This window comes from Glaciimonas sp. Gout2 (assembly GCF_035018905.1).
Taxonomy (GTDB): Bacteria; Pseudomonadota; Gammaproteobacteria; order Burkholderiales; family Burkholderiaceae_D; genus Glaciimonas.
This window is the reverse complement of the sequence record NZ_JASJXA010000010.1, coordinates 127,020-146,133: the sequence shown is the minus strand read 5'-3', so window position 1 is coordinate 146,133 and position 19,114 is coordinate 127,020. Positions and strand designations below refer to the sequence as shown.

General features: G+C 49.6%; 17 protein-coding genes and 1 tRNA gene. 9 read left to right on the top strand and 9 right to left on the bottom strand.

Annotated elements, in window-relative coordinates:
• Positions 1-87 precede the first annotated feature (87 nt).
• Positions 88-864 carry an enoyl-CoA hydratase gene (locus QN379_RS09800; RefSeq protein WP_322233327.1) on the bottom strand — a complete coding sequence of 259 codons (777 nt, stop codon included), beginning with the start codon at positions 862-864 and terminating at the stop codon, positions 88-90.
• Between the two features lie 243 nt (positions 865-1,107).
• On the opposite strand from QN379_RS09800, the gene QN379_RS09795 reads away from it, so the two are divergent.
• The gene (locus QN379_RS09795; protein WP_322233329.1) at positions 1,108-1,545 is read left to right on the top strand and encodes a universal stress protein; all 438 of its coding nucleotides are present in this window, start codon (positions 1,108-1,110) and stop codon (positions 1,543-1,545) included.
• Between the two features lie 138 nt (positions 1,546-1,683).
• Here QN379_RS09795 and QN379_RS09790 read toward each other — a convergent pair whose 3' ends face one another.
• Positions 1,684-2,751, bottom strand: coding sequence for a murein transglycosylase A (locus QN379_RS09790; protein WP_416348541.1), 1,068 nt, complete (start codon positions 2,749-2,751; stop codon positions 1,684-1,686).
• 414 nt (positions 2,752-3,165) lie between these two features.
• Positions 3,166-3,540 carry a Co2+/Mg2+ efflux protein ApaG gene (gene apaG, locus QN379_RS09785; RefSeq protein ID WP_322233333.1) on the bottom strand — a complete coding sequence of 125 codons (375 nt, stop codon included), beginning with the start codon at positions 3,538-3,540 and terminating at the stop codon, positions 3,166-3,168.
• A 205-nt stretch (positions 3,541-3,745) separates the two neighbouring features.
• Between apaG and rpe the strand changes: the two genes are divergently transcribed.
• From rpe to QN379_RS09750, 7 genes are all read left to right on the top strand, one after another.
• Positions 3,746-4,420, top strand: a complete 675-nt coding sequence (gene rpe / locus QN379_RS09780; RefSeq protein ID WP_323506551.1) for a ribulose-phosphate 3-epimerase — start codon at positions 3,746-3,748, stop codon at positions 4,418-4,420.
• On the top strand, positions 4,417-5,133 hold the full coding sequence (locus tag QN379_RS09775) for a phosphoglycolate phosphatase (protein ID WP_416186782.1): 717 nt from the start codon (positions 4,417-4,419) through the stop codon (positions 5,131-5,133). The genes rpe and QN379_RS09775 overlap by 4 nt, the downstream gene beginning before the upstream one ends.
• A 238-nt stretch (positions 5,134-5,371) precedes the next feature.
• Positions 5,372-6,886: an anthranilate synthase component I gene (gene trpE / locus QN379_RS09770; RefSeq protein WP_323506550.1), complete on the top strand. Its 1,515-nt coding sequence runs from the start codon at positions 5,372-5,374 to the stop codon at positions 6,884-6,886.
• The gene (locus QN379_RS09765; protein ID WP_322233339.1) at positions 6,886-7,449 is read left to right on the top strand and encodes an aminodeoxychorismate/anthranilate synthase component II; all 564 of its coding nucleotides are present in this window, start codon (positions 6,886-6,888) and stop codon (positions 7,447-7,449) included. Before trpE ends, QN379_RS09765 begins: the two co-directional genes overlap by 1 nt.
• A 194-nt stretch (positions 7,450-7,643) precedes the next feature.
• Positions 7,644-8,681 (top strand): anthranilate phosphoribosyltransferase, encoded by a 1,038-nt coding sequence (gene trpD / locus QN379_RS09760; RefSeq protein WP_322233341.1) that lies wholly within the window; start codon positions 7,644-7,646, stop codon positions 8,679-8,681.
• A gap of 59 nt (positions 8,682-8,740) precedes the next feature.
• A complete protein-coding gene (gene trpC / locus QN379_RS09755; RefSeq protein WP_322233342.1) occupies positions 8,741-9,544 on the top strand; it encodes an indole-3-glycerol phosphate synthase TrpC in 804 nt (267 codons plus the stop codon).
• Between the two features lie 139 nt (positions 9,545-9,683).
• Positions 9,684-12,074: a GspE/PulE family protein gene (locus QN379_RS09750; protein ID WP_323506549.1), complete on the top strand. Its 2,391-nt coding sequence runs from the start codon at positions 9,684-9,686 to the stop codon at positions 12,072-12,074.
• 211 nt (positions 12,075-12,285) lie between these two features.
• On the opposite strand, the gene QN379_RS09745 is transcribed toward QN379_RS09750, so the two are convergent.
• The 3 genes from QN379_RS09745 to QN379_RS09735 all read right to left on the bottom strand — a co-directional run bounded on the left by QN379_RS09745 (position 12,286) and on the right by QN379_RS09735 (position 14,781).
• Positions 12,286-13,314 (bottom strand): aldo/keto reductase, encoded by a 1,029-nt coding sequence (locus tag QN379_RS09745; protein ID WP_416186783.1) that lies wholly within the window; start codon positions 13,312-13,314, stop codon positions 12,286-12,288.
• Complete coding sequence (locus QN379_RS09740; protein ID WP_322233346.1) at positions 13,301-13,732, bottom strand: MerR family transcriptional regulator; 432 nt, start codon at positions 13,730-13,732, stop codon at positions 13,301-13,303. Before QN379_RS09740 ends, QN379_RS09745 begins: the two co-directional genes overlap by 14 nt.
• 317 nt (positions 13,733-14,049) lie before the next feature.
• Complete coding sequence (locus QN379_RS09735; protein ID WP_322233348.1) at positions 14,050-14,781, bottom strand: SDR family oxidoreductase; 732 nt, start codon at positions 14,779-14,781, stop codon at positions 14,050-14,052.
• Between the two features lie 200 nt (positions 14,782-14,981).
• Between QN379_RS09735 and QN379_RS09730 the strand changes: the two genes are divergently transcribed.
• Positions 14,982-15,057, top strand: a tRNA-Cys gene (locus QN379_RS09730).
• Here QN379_RS09730 and QN379_RS09725 read toward each other — a convergent pair.
• The 3 genes from QN379_RS09725 to tcuA form a co-directional block, all read right to left on the bottom strand.
• Positions 15,055-16,371: an MFS transporter gene (locus QN379_RS09725; protein ID WP_322233351.1), complete on the bottom strand. Its 1,317-nt coding sequence runs from the start codon at positions 16,369-16,371 to the stop codon at positions 15,055-15,057. The two genes, QN379_RS09730 and QN379_RS09725, sit on opposite strands and share 3 nt — an antisense overlap.
• Positions 16,372-16,480: 109 nt before the next feature.
• Positions 16,481-17,620, bottom strand: coding sequence for a tricarballylate utilization 4Fe-4S protein TcuB (gene tcuB / locus QN379_RS09720; RefSeq protein ID WP_322233353.1), 1,140 nt, complete (start codon positions 17,618-17,620; stop codon positions 16,481-16,483).
• Entirely contained in the window at positions 17,607-19,037 is a 1,431-nt protein-coding gene (gene tcuA / locus QN379_RS09715) for an FAD-dependent tricarballylate dehydrogenase TcuA (protein ID WP_323506556.1), read from the bottom strand. The genes tcuB and tcuA overlap by 14 nt, the downstream gene beginning before the upstream one ends.
• Positions 19,038-19,114 lie beyond the last annotated feature (77 nt).

The following is a 19,114-nucleotide window of genomic DNA, read 5'->3' as shown; positions in this document are numbered from 1 at the left end:
GCCGTACTCAGTATTTCGCGTCGTTTTCAACAGAGGCCGAACTATAGCAACACATCTCAACACTGGCAAGCAATTTTATAAACAATTTTAAACATTTTTAAAAACAGGTGAACGCTTCTCTAAAAATGCCTGCATTCCCTCTTTTTGATCTTCTGTGGCGAAGGTGCTATGAAACAATCTACGCTCAAAGTGAATGCCTTCTGCCAAGGTGGTTTCATAAGCACGATTAACCGACTCTTTGACCATCATTACCGCTGGAAGCGACATATTGGCAATGACAGTTGCTGCTGCCAAGGTTTCGGCCATCAATTGATCCAGAGGCACGACCCGTGACACAAGTCCGGCGCGCTCAGCTTCAACCGCATCCATCATCCGAGCTGTCAGGCACATATCCATTGCCTTAGCTTTTGATATCGCGCGTGGCAAACGCTGCGTTCCACCAGCACCTGGAATCACACCCAATTTAATTTCGGGCTGACCGAACTTCGCATTGTCCGCTGCAATGATGAAATCACACATCATTGCCAACTCACATCCACCTCCTAGAGCAAAACCGGCTACTGCTGCAATAACAGGCTTACGAACACGGCGTATTTCCTCCCAGTTACGCGTGATGTAGTCACCTTTGTACGCATCCATGTAAGAGTAATTGGCCATTGCGCCGATATCGGCACCGGCTGCGAATGCTTTTTCACTTCCGGTAATAACGATGCATCCGATTGCGTCATCGCTATCGAACGCCAACAGCGCCCGCCCTAGCTCAGTCATCAGCTGCTCATTCAAAGCGTTCAAGGCTTTCGGGCGGTTTAGCCGAATCAGTCCGACTTTTCCTTGTGTCTCAACCAAAATTGCTTCGTATGGCATTGTGTCTCCGTGTCAGTAGGTGTTATAAAAGATTAATTGTAGCCTCTTAAAGATAACAGATACGATGATCTCGCAGGAAGCGCATTACATTTTTAACACTCATAATTAGGGCTTCGATTAGATGAGGAATTTATCAGACAGTAATGTGTCCAATTATTGCGTCTAACTATCGACCTAAGAAGTATTATTGCAATGGCGACATCTTGAAAGTGTCACAATTTCTTCATTAACAAAGGGGACATAATGTTCAAAACCATATTGGTACCGACAGATGGCTCAGTGTTGTCGGATAAGGCAATTTCCGCAGCCATCGAATTTGCAAAATTTGGCAACGGCAAGGTAATTGGTTTGTCAGTGGCTGAACCTTATCCATTTTCGCCCATGGCAGAGAGCACTATGGCGGCAGATCCCGGAACTTATGAAGAGAATATGCTGGCTCTCGCACAATTACATGTTCAAAAAGTTGCCGATGCGGCTAAGGCGGCAGGAGTGGAATGTGAAATACTTACCGCTCAAGCATTCAATCCAGATGAAGAAATTATCAATGCGGCGGAAAAATACGGTTGTGACGTTATTTTTATGGCTTCACATGGTCGAAGCGGCTTAAGTCGCCTGTTTCTAGGCAGCAAAACTCAAAGGGTCCTGGCTCACTCTACAATCCCAGTACTGGTGTTACGCTAATATAAGGCGGCAGAGCGCACGTCTACATACACACAATTAGATGCTTATCTATTTAGGTAGGTACATATATATAGTGAAAGCCTCAACGCCAGTTGGCGTTGAGTTTGCAAGAAAATCCACTAAAGACTCCGCTGCCAATCAACGTCCGGCTATAACAGACAACTTCGGCAGCAAAACCCACATTGCGCCTCGTTGCTTCATTTTTCCTGCCTTCTCTCCGGCATCATTACCAAAACCCCAGAAAAAATCTGCCCGCACAGCACCCTTAATCGCGCCACCAGTATCTTGCGCAACGACCAACTGCTGGAGCGGCTTAGTACTATTTGGCTGAGTCGTCGCCAAAAATACAGGAACGCCGAGAGGAATAAAATGAGGATCAACCGCAATCGAACGCTGAGCGGTCAAAGGGACACCTTGGGCGCCTTTCGGCCCTTGACTCGGATCCAACACTTTCTCCTCCTTAAAAAAGACATAACTCGGATTCGAATTCAATAACTCCTGCCGCCGCGAAGGATTTGCCACCAACCAGGCTTTAATTCCTTGCGCCGAAGCCTGCGCCAGCGTCAACTCACCTTTATCAATCAAATAACGACCGATCGATCTATAAGGATAGCCATTTTGATCGGCGTAAGCTACGCGCAAAATTTCCCCATTCGCCATCTGGACACGCCCTGAACCTTGCACTTGCAGGAAAAATGCATCGACAGGGTCATCTACCCACACAATTTCTTTCCCGCTAAGACTGCCTGTTTTGTCCAGTTCAGCGCGATTTGGATAGGGCACCACCTTATTGCCAACGATGCGACCACGTAAACGCAGTCCTTTTAGCTCAGGATAAACGCTAGCCAAATCTATTGTTAATAAATCATCTGGCGCATGATAAAGGGGCGTCTGGTAGACACCACCGCGCTTGCGGGAACCGCGTAATAGCGGCTCGTAATATCCTGTAACCAAACCATTATCGGTACCATCGGCGTTAATTACTTGATACGGGGCAAAAAATGCCTCAAAAAATGTACGAACAACGCTTTCACTGGTCGCATCCAAATCACGTGCGATAGTACAAGGCTCCGTCCAGCCAACTCTTCTCACCATGGTTGAACACGACGTCAAGAACGCCGGTAGCGCCTGACGTACATCGTCATTAAGCCAACCCGGCAAGGCAGAAAAGGTACTTAACCTCAAGGTACCAGCAGGTACCTTCATATCTGGCAAGGGTCCGACGTAAGCTGACGGAGGGGGTTTAATTTCAGGCGATTTAGGTGTGATTGATGATGACAGTGGCGGAGAAGTAGAGCACGCTGCCAGACTGAGAGCAACAATTAGAGCTGAGATACGGGCTGAAACGGGTAGACTTATGCGCTTGAATGACATTGAGGATTCTTTATGTGGTTATTGATACTTGAGGCGAGCGTTGCCTTCTTCTTATTTGTGTTTATTGTATGGTGGACTATGTCGGGCCGAAAACCGGACCAGACACCATCACGTAAAGCGCCGCCACAGAAACAAAGTGGCGATCAACATACTAAGTAAGTAACGACTAGATAACATTTACAGGAAGTAACGCCACATTTTTCAATGACGCGTTATGCGATGCAACCTGGCCTTATACAACGTACATTAATGCAACGTCCGTGGCAGCGATAAAACGAATTCTGGAATTCGCGACTCGAATTGCTCGCCATCCTCTGCCACGCAGAAAAATTCGCCAAACATAGATCCTTGTGGTGTTGCCAACGATGTTCCGCTGGAATACTCAAAGCTTTCACCAGGTTGCAGCAAAGGTTGATGGCCTATCACGCCAAGCCCGCGGACTTCCTGTACTTCATTGTTAGCATTCGTAATCACCCAATGGCGAGAAATCAGTTGCGCAGCGACTTTACCAGTATTTTTAATGGTAATTGCATAGGCAAAAACATAGTGATTGCGATCCGGTTCGGATTGCTCTTCAAGATATTGGGTTTTGACAGTGACGGTAAATTCATAAGCGGACATGCAGTTTTCCTCTATTTAAACCATTAGTTCAGTGGAACCACTGAACAAGCCGACGGACAACTTCAGCGCGACGCTCTCGGATCCATGGATTCCCGCAGATCATTGCACACGAAATTATCAACTGATGCAAGTACAACTCCGCCCAGACAGCATGCGCGGAGTAAAATAGCGCATCTTTTACGCATCATCTCATTTAGTGACCGCCATGCCAAACAAACCAACCTACCGAATCGCCCCAAGTATTCTATCTGCCGACTTTGCCCGTCTCGGCGAAGAAGTGCGCAATGTTGTCAGCGCTGGCGCAGATATGATTCACTTTGACGTCATGGATAACCATTACGTTCCCAATCTCACCATTGGACCGCTGGTCTGCGAAGCAATTCGTCCTCATGTACAAGTACCGATTGACGTTCACCTTATGGTCAAGCCGGTGGATCGTATTATTCCGGATTTTGCCAAAGCTGGCGCAAACATCATCACATTTCATCCAGAAGCATCAGAACATATTGATCGATCCTTGCAATTGATTCGCGACCATGGCTGTAAAGCGGGTTTGGTGTTCAATCCAGCGACCTCTTTAGACTATCTTGAGCATGTCATGGACAAACTCGACATTATCCTGATTATGTCGGTCAACCCAGGCTTCGGCGGCCAGTCTTTCATTCTTGAAGCACTGCGCAAAATCGCCATAGTGCGTCGCTTGATCGACGATTCCGGCCGCAATATCATGCTAGAAGTCGACGGCGGTATCAAAATAGAAAATATCGCCCGAGCCGCCGCCGCCGGCGCAGACACTTTCGTCGCTGGTTCAGCCATCTTTGGAAAGCCTGATTACAAAACAGTGATTGATGCAATGCGTGGTGAATTGGCAAAAGTATGACTTTGCCTAGCGCCGAAGTGACGACTAGTATGCGCAGCGTCATGCTGACCGGCATTAAAGCGGTCATCATCGATTTGGACGGCACCATGCTCGATACGGCCCCGGACTTCCACGTCGCCATCAATCGCATGCGTGCTGATTTTGATCTGGCACCGCTGCCGCTGCAAACCATTAGCAACTTCGTCGGCAAAGGGTCGGAAAATCTGATCCGCCGCGTCTTAGGCGCAGATTATCCTCCAGCGCAGGTCGAAACGCATTTCGACGCAGCACTAGCCTCTTATCAACACCATTATCTGGCGATCAATGGCCATTACGCGACACTGTACCCAGATGTCATCGCAGGACTTCAATCCATGCGCGCATCGGGCTTGCGTCTGGCTTGTGTCACAAACAAACCCATTGCATTTGCGCTACCGCTAATGGAAACCACCGGATTACGCGATTTTTTTGAACTGGTCTACGGCGGCGACTCGTTTTCCAGAAAAAAACCTGACCCGATGCCGTTTCTGGAGGTTTTTCGGCAATTCAAGTTGGCGCCAGCACAAGTCGTAGCTATTGGTGACTCCTCAAATGACGCAATAGCAGCCCGCGCAGCCGGATGCCGCGTATTGAGTGTTCCGTATGGCTACAATCATGGCGAGCCTATACAAGACGTCGATTCGGATGGTATAGTATCCACGCTGCTTTCCGCGGCGCACTACATTTCCAGCTAAGTTCAAACGTCTTAGCTAAAAAACTCTTAAACAAAATTCTCAAATGATGTTTCTCGAAAAAAAACGTATTGTCCCATTAGCCGCCGCTGAGGCCTGGCTCTGGCGACGCTGGCAATCCTGGGCTAAGTAACCCGCTGATCGCCGCTGTCCGACTTTTCGCCTTTTTATAAAGACGATCACCGACAACGTTTTTTGTAGTCGACCCCCGCTGTTTTACAATAGCGGTCTGGAGAGAAACATGACCGAACTCGAATTCAAATCGCTGGCCGCACAAGGCTATAATCGCATCCCACTGATCGCCGAAGCATTGGCAGATCTCGAAACCCCTTTGACGCTGTATCTAAAACTTGCGCAGACCCAGCAAACTGGCAAAAATACCTTTTTGCTAGAGTCGGTCGTCGGTGGAGAGCGCTTTGGGCGCTACTCATTTATCGGCTTGCCAGCATCAACGCTGTTGCGCAGTTTTGGCACACGGATCGAAGTCGTCAAAAATGACAAGATCATCGAAAGCCTTGAAGGCAATCCGCTCGATTTCATCGGCGAATTCCAATCGCGCTACAAAGTAGCAATCCGCCCTGGTATGCCACGCTTTTGCGGCGGTCTGGCGGGTTACTTTGGCTATGACACCGTACGCCACATCGAAAAACGGCTAGCAAACACCACGCCCAGAGATGATTTGGGCTTGCCTGACATTCAATTGCTGCTCACGGAAGAACTCGCGGTAATCGACAATCTGTCAGGCAAACTATATCTAATCGTCTACACCGATCCAACCCAGCCGGAAGCGTTTTCCAAGGGCCGCCAACGCCTGAAAGAGTTACGCATAATGTTACGCCGTCCTGCGGACGCTCCTGTAACATCTGCCTCGGTACGGACAGAAACAATTCGCGAATTCAAAAAAGAGGATTACCTCAAAGCGGTGGCCAAAGCCAAAGACTACGTCATGGCCGGTGATTTGATGCAAGTACAAATTGGCCAACGCATCAAAAAACCGTACGTCGATTCACCGCTCATGCTGTATCGCGCATTGCGGTCATTAAATCCGTCTCCGTACATGTATTTCTACAATTTCGGTGATATGCAGATTGTCGGCTCATCACCCGAAATACTGGTCCGCAACGAGCAAACTGCTGCGCCGACGCCCACCTCTGACGGAAAACGTAAAGTCACCATCCGCCCACTGGCTGGTACGCGTCCACGCGGCTCGACACCGGAACGTGACGAACAACTGGCAATCGAATTGCTAGCCGATCCAAAAGAGATAGCAGAGCACGTCATGCTGATTGATCTGGCGCGCAACGATATTGGTCGCATTGCCGAAACCGGCAGCGTCAAAGTCACCGACCAGATGGTCATCGAAAAATATTCTCACGTGCAACATATTGTCTCAAACGTAGAAGGCGTGCTGAAATCCGGCCTATCCAATCTTGACGTCCTGAAGGCAACCTTCCCCGCTGGCACCCTTTCCGGTGCACCAAAAGTGCGGGCGATGGAAGTCATCGATGAACTAGAACTCACCAAGCGCGGCATTTATGGCGGCGCTTGCGGTTATTTGTCATTCGGTGGCGAAATGGATGTCGCTATTGCCATACGCACCGGTGTCATTAAAGATGGCATGCTATATGTACAAGCCGCCGCCGGTATCGTCGCTGACTCGGTGCCAGAGACCGAATGGGAAGAAACCGAAAATAAAGCCCGCGCAGTATTGCGCGCAGCCGAACAAGTACAAGATGGCCTGGATGGAGAAATCTGATGCTACTGATGATCGATAACTATGACTCCTTCACCTATAACCTGGTCCAATACTTCGGTGAACTGGGTGAAGATGTCCGCACCTTCCGTAACGACGAAATTTCATTCGCTGAAATCGCGGCATTGAATCCCGACCGTATCTGTTTATCGCCCGGTCCCTGTAGTCCAAAAGAGGCCGGCATTTGCGTTGAGCTATTGCAAAAGTTAGGCGGCACGCTGCCAATCCTCGGCGTCTGTCTGGGACATCAGGCAATTGGCGAGGCATTCGGCGGTGAAGTGATTCGTGCACAACAAGTTATGCATGGCAAAACGTCGCTCATTAATCATACCGGCGTTGGCGTGTTCAAGGATTTACCCAACCCGTTTAATGTCACGCGCTATCATTCGCTGGCGATCGAACGCGCATCCTTACCCGATTGCCTGGAAATCACAGCGTGGACCGATGACGGTGAAATTATGGGGGTGCGCCATAAGACGCTTGATATTGAAGGCGTCCAATTTCATCCGGAATCCATTTTGTCCGAACATGGTCACGCTCTGCTTAAAAATTTCTTACAGCGTTAATGTTGCCGGGCGCTTTTCGATCTGACATTCGATCCAGATGCCTGCGGAACGCTAACTCAACCATTCAGATATACCCTGATCCAGCAACACGTAGCGGCCATCCAGCCGTTGCGCGCTAACATTACCCATGTATTCAGGATACGATGGCATTGGTATTAAAGATGTCGTCCACGTAAAGCCTCAAGAGGAAGTTCATGCCGATTACTGACCAAGAAGCACTCTTGCGCTGCATTGAGCATCGCGAAATTTTCCACGATGAAATGTTGCATCTCTTTCGCAAAATCATGAGGGGTGAAATGTCGCCAGTCATGATCGCAGCATTGACCATGGGCTTACGCGTTAAAAAAGAAACAATCGGCGAAATTGCCGCTGCTGCACAAGTGATGCGGGAATTTGCAACCCCGGTTCCGACCACAAATACCAGCAATCTACTCGATATTGTCGGAACCGGCGGTGACGGTGCACAGACTTTTAATATTTCTACAGCAACCATGTTCGTCGCCGCAGCCGCTGGTGCACGCATTGCGAAACATGGCGGCCGGAGTGTTTCTTCTTCGTCCGGCAGCGCTGATGTACTCGAATCATTGGGTGCCAACATCAACCTGACACCGGAGCAAGTTTCGCGCTCGATAGACCAAACCGGCATCGGCTTCATGTTTGCGCCAAACCATCATGCGGCGATGAAATATGCGGCACCGGTGCGTAAAGAGCTAGGCGTGCGGACGATTTTCAATATTTTAGGCCCGCTCACTAATCCCGCTGGCGCACCGAATATCCTGATGGGCGTGTTCCATTCTGATCTGGTAGGAATCCAGGTGCGCGTGTTGCAGCGCCTTGGTGCGCAGCGTGCAATCGTTGTTTGGGGCCGCGACAATATGGATGAAGTGTCGCTCGGCGCAGCAACGCTGGTGGGTGAATTGATCGATGGCGAAATCCGCGAATACGAAATACATCCGGAGGATTTCGGGCTACAAATGATCGCTAGCCGCAATTTAAAGGTCGCCAATTCGCACGAGTCAAAAGAAAAAATATTCGAAGCGCTCGATGACGTACCGGGCCCTGCTCGGGATATTGTCGCCCTCAACGCTGGCACCGCTCTCTATGCTGCGGGCATTACAAATTCAATTGCCGATGGTTTGATTAAAGCACGCGCAGTCATGGCTTCAGGTGCTGCGCGCCGCAAACTGGAACAGTTTGTGCAAGCCACGCAATCACTTGGTGCCAACACCTAGTTAAATACATTCCAATCCGCGAGAATACGCGCATTCAGAATACGAAATGGAAACCCGCTATGTCCGATATATTAAATAAAATTCTCGACGTCAAAGCAGACGAAATCACCGCTGCCAAAAAACAGCGTGACCTAGCCAGTCTGCGACGTGAGGTCGAAACCGATTCCGATGCCCGATTACAGTTGCGTGACTTCGAGGCCGCACTGAGAACCAAAGTCGATGCTGGTAATGCTGGCATCATCGCTGAAATCAAAAAAGCATCGCCATCAAAAGGTATCATTCGTGCTGATTTCCGCCCCGCTGATATCGCTATCAGCTACGCGACGCATGGCGCTGCGTGTTTATCCGTACTCACTGATGAGAAATTTTTTCAAGGCTCGCCGGAATACATGAAACAAGCGCGGTCGGCTTGCGCACTTCCGGTCTTGCGTAAAGATTTCATGATTGATCCGTATCAAATTTATCAGGCGCGTTATTGGGGTGCCGATGCTATTTTGCTGATCGTTGCGGCTCTTGATCATGGCTTAATGGCAGAAATGGAAGCCATCGCGCTAGAGCTTGGGATGAGCGTGCTGGTTGAAGTACATAACGCAGAAGAACTTACCGCTGCCCTCAAACTAAAAACAGCGCTATTAGGCATTAACAACCGCAATCTGCGTACCTTTGAAACGTCGCTGGAAAATACGCTGGTTTTGCTACCGCATATTTCTCCCGACAAGCTGGTCGTGACCGAATCCGGTATTCGAACAGCAGAAGACGTAAAGCAAATGCGCGACGCCAACGTACACTCTTTTTTGATAGGTGAAACATTTATGCGCGCGCCAGAACCTGGTCTGGAATTGGCAAATCTGTTTAAGAATTAACTAGAGAGTTTCATATAAGTTAGGAGTGGCAAAAAAGCGGATGTATTCTTCCGGCGGGTACGCATGACAATTTCAAGCACGACACCCTGAACGTCATCAGAACGTAACAGGGGGCTTTTGAACTTAAATGGAGAAACCAATGGAATTCGATTTGGAATGGCCCACACCCGCTCACTTCGAGGTAATAGCGACCACTCCGCCAGCAGAAAATAACCACATCGTGCCGTGCGTCGTGACCTTGCACGATGGGCGCCAAAAAGTCGGCGAACTAATACGTTTTAATCTCGACGCAGCCCAATTGGAGTTTCACCCTGAACGTGCAGGTGAAAACATTCACATCGGATTTTCAGCCATAAAAAGTATCCGTCTGACCAATCCGGTTACACTCCAAAGATTGTCCCTACCGTTAGCAGCGGGATTGCACGAGGCACCTTCCGTCTCTGTTAAGCAAAAATGCATTATTTCCTTCAATGATGGCGAGCGCCTGATTACTGAAACCGTCGCCTTCGTTCCGCACGAAACGGGGCTTTTCCTTTTTCTTTCCACAGTCGGTAATAACGTATTGCGCTGGTTCATTCCAGCTGGATCGATTGCTAACTATCAAATTGGCGAAAAGCTGGGAAAGATACTTGTAGACGAAAAAATTGTCTCTGCCGATGCGTTAGATGCCGGACTAAAAAGACAAAATGAACTCCGTGCATCCAAATTAGGCGATTACCTGCAACAGGAAAATCTAGTCACGGAGTTGCAAGTTGAAACAGCTTTACAAAGACAAAAGTCAATACCGCATCTAAGACTTGGGGAGGCGCTGATTCAAGAGCGCCTTATCACGGAAGATCAATTGGTACAGGCGCTCCAGCGTCAGGCCTCGGATCGGCGAATACATTTAGGCGATATTCTATGTGATATGGGTGTGGTCAACAAAGACACTATCAAGAGAGTCCTCGCACAAAAACTGGGCATCCCCTTTGTCACTTTGCTGAAGTTCCAGTTTGATCTGGAACTGATCAAAATAGTCCCCGGTGATCTCGTCCGCCGCTATAGAGTCATGCCGTTATACCGTGCGCAAACCCGGATGGTGGTTGCAATGGAAGACCCGCTTTCATCGGACGCTTTAAAAGCACTCACGGTCTACACGAAACATACTATTGATCCTGTCATGGCATCCGAGGCCGACCTCGCATCCGTGATTTCCAAGTTTTATGGCACGCAAGGTGAACGCCAGAATATTGCAGATTTTGTTTCCAAACTGGATGATAGCAGCGGCTCCGTCACCAACGAGCCCGCCGATGACGTGATCACCGAGTCCGATAACACCATGGTTCGCCTGGTGAATAAAATCATCATGGACGCCTATGAACAAGGGGCTTCTGACATCCATATTGAAACCATGAAGGGACATGAACCAACGCGCGTGAGATTTCGTAAAGATGGCGCAATGAAGGATTATTCCAACATTCCGGCAAACTTCCGAAATGCATTAATTTCCCGCCTCAAAATCATGAGCCGACTGGACATATCCGAGAAACGGCGCTCGCAAGATGGAAAAATGAACTTTGAGCAGTTCGGTCCAGCCAAAATCGAACTTCGGGTCGTCACTATGCCAACAACCGAAGGCCTCGAAGACATCGTCATGCGCATATTGGCAGCACCGCAGGCATTATCTTTGGATGCATTGGGTCTGTCACCGATGGTGTTAGAGGGCCTTCAGAAACTGGCACTCAAACCGCATGGTCTTTTATTCGTCTGCGGCCCGACCGGTTCCGGCAAGACCACTACTTTACATTCGCTGGTCAGTTATATCAATACGCCCGAGCGCAAAATTTGGACGGTCGAAGACCCCATTGAAATTACCCAAAAAGGCCTTCGGCAGGTGCAGGTTCAGGCGAAAATCGACTGGACTTTTGCCACCATATTACGCAGCTTCTTGCGTGCAGATCCAGACGTGATCATGGTCGGTGAAACGCGTGATCCCGAAACTGCCCGAACGGTGATTGAGGCTTCATTAACCGGCCATCTGGTATTTTCCACCATGCATACCAATAGCGCAGTCGAAAGCGCAGTGCGGCTTTTGGATCTCGGTCTGGATCCCTTCAATTTTGCCGATGCATTATTGGGCGTCGTCGGTCAACGACTTACGCGCAAATTATGTACCAATTGCTGCCAAAATTATGAAGCCACCGATGCGCAAATCGATATGCTTGCTTTCGAATATTGTCACGAAACAAAGCTCCAACCAGCCGATGTCATTGCTGACTGGCAGAGACGCTATAACAAAGATAACCATGCCTTCATATTACGCAAGGCAACTGGATGTGAAAAATGCGACAAAAGCGGCTACAAAGGTCGATTAGGCGTCCATGAATTGTTGCTTAATAGCGCTGCCATCAAAAGAAAAATTCATGCCAAAGCAAACGTCCCCGACATTTTAGAAACAGCAATCGGAGAAGGTATGCGAACTTTAAAACAAGATGGAATAGATAAAATATTCCAGGGCCTGACCGATTGGGAGCAAATTAGAATGCTCTAAAGGAGGCCATTTTCTGACGCTTAAAAGAATACAGCGATAGATGAAAACATCTATCGCTGAGCGCTGATTTTGTATCCGATATATCCTCAAGAAGCCATATTGCCGCACCAAAAAACTAATTGATGTCGGCTAAATTAGCCAATGAATTACGCTGAATTAGCCACATCAATCTGCCGATGTAGCCATTTTTTTTCAGCGCAATAACACGCTCTTATCCGTTCAGCAGTTTCATACTGCTCTCAACATATCGAGTGCCGCTCGCCACCCCTAATGGGAAGATCGCGTCGAGCTCTGCCAACTCGCTCTTACCCAATGTCACACCAACGGCATTCACATTTTCTTCCAGATAGGCGCGGCGTTTGGTACCAGGAATCGGAACAATATCATTCCCCTGCGCCAATACCCAAGCCAGTGCTAGTTGCCCGGGAGTGCAGCCGTTACGCACCGCGAGTTCTTTCACCTTATCAACCAGCAGCAGATTTTTTGCAAAATTGTCGCCTTGGAAACGTGGCGTGTTACGACGATAATCATCCTCGGCGAACTGCTCTGGCTTGGTGATCGCACCGGTCAAAAATCCGCGACCCAACGGGCTGTAAGGAACAAACCCAATGCCCAGTTTGCGGCAGGTGGCCAGTACACCTTGTTCCGGATCGCGCGTCCAAAGAGAATATTCACTTTGAAGTGCTGTGATTGGATGCGTTTTGTGCGCCCTCTCCAACGTTTCTGACGATGCTTCGGATAAACCGATATAGCGTATTTTCCCCGCTTTCACCAAATCAGCCAAGGTGCCGATCGTGTCTTCGATGGGCGTATTCGGATCGATGCGATGCTGATAGTAAAGATCAATGGTTTCCACCCCAAGCCGTTTAAGACTTCCCTCAACGGCACGACGAATATACTCAGGACTGCCATTGACTCCCCGTGCGTTGACGTCAGTGCTATCGCGGACGAAACCGAATTTGGTCGCGATAAAAACTTGATCGCGCTTGCCTTTAATCGCTTTAGCAATAAGCTCCTCATTCGTGTACGGACCGTACATATCGGCAGTATCGAAATAGTTAATACCCAATTCGAGGGCACGATGAATAGTCGCAATCGACTCCACATCATCCCGATTTGCATAAAAATCACTCATACCCATGCAACCTAAGCCGATAGTAGAAACTGTCGGGCCATTCACGCCGAGTGTGCGCGTGGTCATCCGCGTCATCGATGTGGTCGTAGTGTTAGTTGTGCTCATGTCCAAGTTCCCTCTCAAAAGTGTTAATCGCCGGGCGCGCATTCAAAGTCGTTTCAATGTCGGCATACATCGCAATTTTTTTGTACAAGACAGCCAAATTGCTTTGCAACTCTGCGAGCGTTGCTTCTAGCGATAATGTATGTTGCTCCAATAGCATCTTCCGTTCCGATACACTTGCCTGTTGGTTGCCCAATCTGCGCAATTCCGCATACCGTAACATTTTCCGAATGGGCAATCCTGTTGAACGTAACTTCAGCAAAAAACCAATCCAAACGATGTCTTCATCACGATAAAGTCGGTGTTGATTGTCCTGCCGTGGAATGGGATCAATCAAACCTATCCGCTCGTAATATCGCAGCGTATGCGCGGTCAGTCCGGTGGCTACCGCAGCTTGTTGAATCGTCAGGGAAGATGTCATGGCATTGAGTGTAGTAGTTAGAGTGCGCTCGAAGTCAAGCACGTTCAGACATCTTTCGCTGCAACAATACCGCGTGTCCGAAGTGGTGATGCCCTATATTGTCGAGAATATAACGGCAACTGGAGCGAATAGTGTAGCCCGAGGATCGCGACTTGGCGAGTGAGTCTGAAATTTAAACCAAACCTTTACGTCGATCAATCTCGGTATTCTGATATTGCCATCAATCAATATATTGACAGATAGCTGGGGATTGATTCTGAAGGTCCATAACCAACGCCCTGTCACGACGTTCGAGTCAATGGTTTCTTGCGTTGCAACTAAGGTGCGACTTGCAATACGGGGCGGATCAAAATCTCTTCAACCAACACATTTCCAGGTTGCGCAAATGCATATACCAACGCCTGAGCGATGTTTTCGGAGGTCAAAGCATTTAATTGCTCACGCCGTTGGTTCAACGCTGTGCTGACATTTTCGCCAAATTCGGTCCACACAGCACCGGGTTCAATCACCGTTACCCGAATACGCTCTGGACCCAGTTCCTTACGCAGTGCATCGTGAAAGCCTACCACAGCGTATTTGGTGGCGCTATACACCGACCAGTTTTCCACACCATACCGCCCGCCAACACTGGACACTGAGCAGATCATTGCGCCTTCGCGACCACGCAAATGAGGAATAGCCGCCTGCGTACAATTCAAAACACCGTACAGGTTTGCATCGATCATTTTTTTCCAGTCATCCGGTTGACTGGATTCAAACTTTGCATGAATACCCAAACCCGCATTATTAAAAAGCAGGTCAAGCCCACCGAACCGTTCGCCAACATATTTAAACAATGCTCCCACCTGAACGCTATCAGCAACGTCGGCTTCCATAATAGATGCAGCCTCACCGAGTTCGGCAGCGAGGGCCTCCAGACGCTGACGGCGTCGCGCGACCAGCACAACATGCACCCCTTCCTGAACTAAAAGGCGCGCAGTCGCCTCACCAATACCGCTTGAAGCACCCGTCACTACCGCGACCTTACCGGTAAGATCTTGCATTTTCATAAATTTCCTAACAATTAATAAAACTCAACCTGCTTCAACCTGCTCCAACTAATTTTACGCGAATTGCCAATTGGCATTTTTTTCGACGAGAAAATCCATGTCGCGAAGAGAAATACCAAAGTCCCAACAGCTAAAAAAAGCGCTAAACACAGACAGTCCGTCGTACCCTAACAAAAACGAAGGGCCATAAATTGCCACTTGAAAAAGTAGCAAAGTGGTTATGCAGCGGCCTGCAAAGCCGTCTACGTCAGTGAGATCCTGATCTCCGATTTTTCACATTGGACGTACGGCAATGTGCTTTTCTACCTGCGCACCCTTACCGTTATAAAGAATCAGCGTCGCCATAAGTCCGCACACCGCGGCGAAGCTCATCCAGTACGCTGGCGCAGCCTTGTCACCCGTGATTTGAATAAGGAACGTCGATACGGCAGGCGTAGATCCGCCAAAGACGGCGGTAGCCAGACTAAAGGCCAGCGAAAAACCAGCCACCCGCACGTTCACCGGCATTACTTCTGTTAAGGCCGCCACCATTGCGCCGTTATAGACGCCGAAGAAAAACGAATACCACAACAATACGATGAGCATGCGCCCAAAACTAGGAGCGCTCACCAGCCAGGATAAGGTCGGATAGGCGGTAAAAATCGCCAGTACGGTGATAGCAACCAAAATAGGTCGTCGACCGATTCGATCCGACAATGCGCCACCAATTGGTAGCCAGATAAAATTCGAAATACCGACGCATAACGTCACCAATAAACTATCCGATGTACTCAGCTTAAGCACGGACCGGCCAAACGTCGGCGTGTACACGGTGATCAAATAAAACGTCGTGGTCGTCATCGCCACCAGCAAAGTACCGGCAGCAACCGTACGCCAGTTCTGCACCATTGAACTGAATACTTCACGCGTGCTCGGATGATGTTTGCGTGCGCTAAACTCTGCGGTTTCCTGCAACGACTGACGCAGAAAAAAGATAAACGGCACGATGGCGCAACCAATAAAAAACGGAATGCGCCAACCCCAGTCGACAATGGCGGAGGCCGACATCCAGGCGTTCAATCCATATCCGAGTCCGGCGGCAACTACGATAGCCACTTGCTGACTGGCAGATTGCCAGCTGGTATAAAAACCCTTGTTGCCGGGAGTCGCCATTTCCGACAAGTAAACGGAGACGCCACCCAGTTCCGCGCCAGCAGAAAAACCTTGCAATAAACGACCGATCAACACCAACAACGGCGCAACAAGACCGATGGTTGCATAACCTGGCACACACGCGATCAGAATGGTCCCGCTAGCCATAATCGCTAGCGTCACGATCAATCCCTTGCGGCGGCCCACTTTGTCAATATAAGCACCCAGTACGATCGCGCCAACCGGACGCATCAGGAAACCTGCTCCAAAGACTGCGAACGTCAACATGAGAGACGCGAATTCACTCCCCGCAGGAAAAAATGTTTTAGCAATTTGCGAGGCGTAAAAGCCAAATAAGAAAAAATCGAATTGCTCAAGAAAATTGCCACTAGTGACGCGTAAGACCGCGCCCCATTTAGAGGATGATTTCCCCGATGCATCTGTTGTCGGCACGGTCATGACTTGTCTCCTGAAAAGGATGTTGAATAATTTTTTGTAGGTATTTTTGTTTGGGTAATACCGAGATGATTAAATGAACAAAAATCTCGTTGCACGTCTTGATGCCACGTCATTCATCACCCGTTTGCAATTTGGTTGGTTGACGCTTTTCAATCGCCCATTTAAGCAATGCGGCGCTACGATAAATACCATGCGCAAACTTACCGTACGGCAGCGTCAAAAACAGTGCCATTACCACGCCCAGATGAATTGCCAACAGCAACGCCATTGCGCCGGTATCACGCCAGATCAACAAGGCCAGACCGGTTCCGCTCGTCAGCAAAAGCAACGCAATGAAGCCACGGTCCATCGGCTTTTGCGCTTGATCTCCATGCATTGGATGGCGTCGTAAATTGAGCCATAACAATCCCGCTGGCCCAATTAATAATCCTATACCGCCGGCGATCCCGAGTAAAACAGGCAAGCTCAGCACAGGATAAGGTGCGTGCAAATCGAACAGAAAATGATACAGCGTCGCAACGCACGTCGCCGCAAAACAGAGCGTAAAACCATAAAAAGTGAAATGGTGAAAGCGCCGTCGCCACAAGGTAAAAGCATCGTCGGCGTTATTGCACCCCTCTCCATGTCCACCGCCCAGATAGGTCAATTGCAATACGTTGCCGGTTGCTTCTGCAACGGCGCTACCCGAAGTTGGCCCGGGCGACTCGGAGCGCCAAAAGCGTCGCACGCCGATTCCCAACGCCAGCATCGCAAACAGAAACACGCTCCCAAACATTAACGCCAAGGTATTATGGGGAAAAATCGCGTAGAAATTTCCCGCCAGCGGCGTAAATAAAAGCGTTCCTCTTAATAACATGGTCAGTGCCAGAAACAGCGCCAGCGCGCCAGCTGCGGCCAGCGCAAGCGTCAACCCATTACGCTGATATAACACACCCAATGCAGGCGGCCACGCATAATCGGTGTAAGTCTGCAAACGCACTTGCGCCATGGCCTTCGGTACATTGACCGCAAATTCATGCGGCAACGCGTACTGACACGCGTGCAGACAAGCGCCGCAGTTGTGGCACAAATTAGCGAGAAAATGAATATCGGATTTGCCGAACTCAAGACGCCGGGCCATTGCAGGAAAGACTGGGCAGAAACCTTCGCAATAGCGGCAAGAGTTGCAAATTGTCATCACACGATCAACTTCGATTTCGTTAGTCGCCAGCCCTCGCGCATCGTTGATCAAAACTTCAAGCAGCTCCATGGCGCACTTTCTTTTCGTTATTCTGGTACTTCTTTGAAACCCCGGCAGCATGCGCCGCCTCAGTGCCAGCAATCCTCCCAAAGGCGGTGCCAATCGCCATTCCCACCCCAGCGGTATAGCCTTTGCCCAGCACGTTGCCAGCCATCATTTCACCGGCAACAAACAAATTTGGGCTCGGTTTGCCATCAAAGTGCACCGTCGAACGCTCGTCGACTTTCAAGCCAAGGTAGGTAAACGTGATACCAGGCCGCAGTGCATAAGCATAAAACGGCGCTTTATCGACGGGCTGCGCCCAGTGTGTTTTTGGCGGTACCAAGCCCTCGGTATGACAATCGTCAAGGATGCCGTGATCGAAAGTACCCACACGACACGCGGCGTTATACTCTTCGATTGTTCGCACAAAAGCCACTGGATCAAGGCCGACCAGCACAGCTAACTCCTGCAATGTGTTCGCTTTAGTACCAGGAAAAACTGGTGGCATAAAACGTCCTATCGCTTTTGAGTCAATCACGGAGTAACCGATTTGCCCCGGTTGATGCGCTACCAGACGTCCCCAGATCGCATACCGCTTAGGCCAAAAATCTTCACCCTCGTCATAAAAACGTTCAGCATTTTTATTGAGCATCACGCCCAGCGAGACGCAATCGATACGGGTACAAATACCGCCATCGTAAAGCGGCGCCCGCGCATCAATTGCCACACAGTGCGACTGCGAAGGATCACCGATCATGTCGGCTCCCGCATCTTGCATGAATTTCAGCAACACGCCCATGTTGAAACGCGTACCGCGAATGAGAAAATTGTCGGCGACCCATTCTCCATTTATCTGGCCCCAAGCCTCGCGCAACCATTCGCGATTCGACTCGAAACCACCGGCAGCCAACACGCAACTGCGCGCTTCAATCCGCTCCGTGCCGATCCTCGCTGCCAGAAATCGGCCTTCGCTATCGAGATCAAGCGCATCAACGGCGGCGTTATAGCGAATCGTAATGCCCAGCTTTTCGGCACTACGGTAATAAGCATTCACCAACGCCTTACCCCCGCCCATAAAAAATGCATTGGTGCGGGCAACGTGAAGCGTGCCGGAGATAGGGGCCTGAAAATGCACGCCATGACTACGCATCCAGTCCCGACAAGTGGCTGATGCACGTATCGTCAGACGGGCGAGTTTTTCGTCGGTAAGACCGCCAGTGACCTTCAACAAATCTTGCCAGTATTCCTCTTCAGGGTAAGCATCAATCAACACGTCTTGCGGTGCGTCGTGCATGCAACGTAAATTGCGTGTGTGTTGAGAATTGCCGCCACGCCATTCGCGCGGGGCCGATTCGAGCAGTAAAACTGATGCGCCCTGCTCGCGCGCCATCAAAGCGGCACAAAGTGCAGCATTTCCACCGCCGATTACTAATACATCAAACATCAAGATTGTCTCCCCAATATTTGAAGGACTATAGCCGTCAAGGTCTTCACGCACTAGCGGCAGATCAGACAAGAGGT